General features: G+C 75.1%; 3 protein-coding genes. 1 reads left to right on the top strand and 2 read right to left on the bottom strand.

All coding sequences use genetic code 11. From position 1 onward, the window contains the following. The coding region (locus tag V7793_RS35805) for a transcription antitermination factor NusB (protein WP_336013856.1) at positions 1–836 on the bottom strand (836 nt) is incomplete at its 3' end. Between the two features lie 52 nt (positions 837–888). Further along, complete coding sequence (gene fmt / locus V7793_RS35800; protein WP_336013855.1) at positions 889–1,824, bottom strand: methionyl-tRNA formyltransferase; 936 nt, start codon at positions 1,822–1,824, stop codon at positions 889–891. Positions 1,825–2,094: 270 nt separating this feature from the next. Between fmt and V7793_RS35795 the strand changes: the two genes are divergently transcribed. Then, on the top strand, positions 2,095–2,610 hold the full coding sequence (locus V7793_RS35795) for a hypothetical protein (RefSeq protein ID WP_336013854.1): 516 nt from the start codon (positions 2,095–2,097) through the stop codon (positions 2,608–2,610). Positions 2,611–3,029: the final 419 nt, after the last annotated feature.

The raw sequence follows: 3,029 nt of genomic DNA, 5'->3' as shown, positions 1-3,029 counted from the left end.
TCCAGCGGCACGGAGGCGAGGGCGAGGGCGACCAGCTGGCTGCCTTCGTCCTGCACGCCGGCACGGCCCTCCGCGACGGCCTCCAGCGCCCCGGGCTCGCCGCCCTCGGCGAGCCGCACCGCATACGGCGACCAGCGGCCGGGCAGCGCCGACTCCTCGCCTACGGCCGCCAGCAGCTCGTCCGTCGTGGAGCGCCCCGGCCGCGCGACGAGCGTCACCTCCGGCCGCTCGTTGTCGGCCTCCAGCAGGTCCTCGATGCCGGCGCGGCCGCCGCCGAGCGCGTCCCACAGGGCGGAGACGACCCAGCGCGGGTGCGCGTGCACCACGGCGAGGTGCTCCTCGGGATCGTCCTCGTACGGCGGGGCGACCTTTTCCAGCCACTCCTCCAGATCGTGCGCGGTGATCTTCCGCAGCACGGCGTTCACGAACTTCGCCCGGCCGTCGCCGAGGACGACGCGCGCCAGCTCGACGCTCGCGGAGACCGCCGCGTGCGGCGGGATGCGCGTGCCGAGCAGCTGGTGCGCCCCGAGGCTCAGCACGTCCAGGACCGGCGGGTCCACCTCGCGCAGCGGCCGGTCGACGCACGAGGCGATGATCGCGTCGTACGTCCCCTGGCGGCGCAGCGTCCCGTAGACGAGCTCCGTGGCGAGCGCGGCGTCGCGCGCGTCGAAGTCGCCCTTCTCCCGGGCCTTGCGCAGCAGCGGCGGCAGGACCAGGTTCGCGTACGCGTCCCGCTCGTCGACCGCCCGCAGCGCCTCGAAGGCGAGGATCCGCACCGGGTCCTTCTTGGGCCGGCGGTAGGGCTTTGCGGGGCGGCGTGCGGGACGGTCGTTCACGAAAGGTGCTCCGGGGCTGGGGTGGCGAAGGTGTCCAGCCTACGCTCTGCCCTCAGGCCGCGCCGAGGCGCTCGCCTGCGGCGATACGGACGCCGCGGGCCCAGTCGGCGGCCTTCATCGGCTTCTTGCCCTGCGGCTGGACCCACTGCAGCTCGACGGGGTGGGAACCGGTCCCCACGTGCACGGAGTTCTTGGCGGCGGCGATCTCGCCGGGCGCGAGGCCGTCCTGAGCGGGAGCGGGCACCAGCGACATGACCTTCAGCCGCTCGCCGCGGAAGAGCGTCCAGGCGCCCGGCGCCGGGGCGCACCCGCGGACCACCCGGTCCACGCGCAGGGCGGGCGCGGACCAGTCGATCCGGGCGTCCTCGACATTGATCTTCGGGGCGAGGGAGACGCCCTCGGCGGGCTGCGGCACGGCCTTGAGCGAGCCGTCCTCGATGCCGTCCATGGTGGCCGCGAGCAGCCCGGAGCCGGCGAATGCCAGCCGGGTCAGCAGGTCGCCGCTGGTGTCGGTGGGCCGCACCTCCTCGGTGACCACGCCGTAGACGGGGCCCGAGTCCAGGCCCTCCTCGATCAGGAAGGTGGAGGCGCCGGTGACCTCGTCGCCCGCGAGGATCGCGTGCTGGACCGGGGCCGCGCCGCGCCACGCGGGCAGCAGCGAGAAGTGCAGGTTGACCCAGCCGTGCACGGGGATGTCCAGGGCGGCCTTCGGCAGCAGCGCGCCGTAGGCGACGACCGGGCAGCAGTCCGGGGCGATCTCGCGCAGCCGGGCGAGGAAGTCCTCGTCGCGCGGGCGCGCGGGCTTGAGCACCTCGATGCCGGCCTCCGCCGCGCGCTCGGCGACGGGGCTCGCCACCAGGCGGCGGCCGCGGCCGGCGGGGGCGTCGGGCCGCGTGACGACGGCGACGACCTCGTGGCGGTCCGAGGCGAGCAGGGCGTCGAGGGCGGGGACGGCGACCTCGGGGGTACCGGCGAAGACGAGCCTCATGGGTGGCGAACTACCTCTCCTCGAGCGCCGAGCGGAACGGCCCACCAGTCTAAAGGGCCCGGCCCCGAGGGGGCGTACGGATTGTCACGCGCCTCATTCCGGCGGATGTGCGCCCCCATACCGTGACCCGGCGGCCAATGGCGCGTTGTGGTCAAGAGAGATTGACCGAATCGGGCCGCATCCGCGGCCCTCCATCCGTTGCTCGTCGACTGACGCGTCAACTCTCGTCTTTTTCCGTCCTTTTACCCCGCCGGTCCGAGAGGCTTCTTCATGGCCGACCACGCAACCCACGACGCCCAGGCACGGGCCAGCCTGCATCTGTTGGTCCGGGACATCGAGCGGGTCCGCAGGCAGGTGGACGCCCTGCGCACCCTCACCGCTCAACTGGGCAACGTCTACCGCCCGCGGCGCACGGGCCCCTCGGCCGGCTTCGTCGTCTACGGGCGGGCACCCGCGCCGACCGTACGGCTGGCGCAGGAGTTGCGGGACAGCGTCGAGACCCTGGTGACCGCCGCGGTCGACTTCGACCGCTCTCTGGGCTTCTCGTGGGACGCGGTGGGCTCGGCCCTCGGGGTCACCAAGCAGGCGGTGCACCGCCGTTACGGAGCGCGCCGTGCCAACGGGCAGGGGGCGGCGGAGGCCGCGGAGGCGGTGCGCACAGCCGAGCCGGCGCCGGCGCCGGTGCCGGTGGTCCCGGCGGCCCGCACCGTCCCCGGCCAGGTGCCCGCCCCCGCCCTCCGCGAGGAACAACGCCCCCCGGCCTTCCCCGGCCCCCGCAACGGCTAGCCCTGCGGGCGGCTCCCGGGACGACGGCCCGGGCCCGGGCCGGCATCACCGGACACGTTGCCGGGGGTTGCTCGCCGGGCACCCCGCTTCCGCCTCGGCGGCGAGCAACCGCAAACGACGCATCCGGCGGTGCCGGGCCCGCCTCAGGTCGCTTCGGCACCGCCGAACCCCGGCATCGGTGTTGATCGCCATCGCGGCGGATTCAAGGGGCGAAGCCCCGAATCCTGCGTGCCACGCGCCGGGCACCCCCGGCTCACGCTGTGGCCTGGTGATGGGGGCGCCGCCCCCATCCCCTCCGCCGCAACGGCGCTCAGCCCACCGCGAGGTGACCGGCGGTGCCGAGCCGGACCGCGGGCGATGCGGTCGCACCCCCGCCGGAGGCGGCCGGCGAGCCGTCAGCCGATGTCCGGTGGGTCGAC

The organism is Streptomyces sp. KLMMK, assembly GCF_036961605.1.
GTDB lineage: Bacteria > Actinomycetota > Actinomycetes > Streptomycetales > Streptomycetaceae > Streptomyces > Streptomyces telluris.
The sequence above is the reverse complement of the archived record's forward strand: the minus strand, read 5'-3'. Positions and strand labels throughout refer to the sequence as shown.

What these genes read in the sequence shown, in the direction of transcription:
- fmt (WP_336013855.1), bottom strand. Translation starts at nt 1,824, where the DNA reads ATGAGGCTCGTCTTCGCCGGTACCCCCGAGGTCGCCGTCCCCGCCCTC.
- V7793_RS35795 (WP_336013854.1), top strand. Translation starts at nt 2,095, where the DNA reads ATGGCCGACCACGCAACCCACGACGCCCAGGCACGGGCCAGCCTGCAT.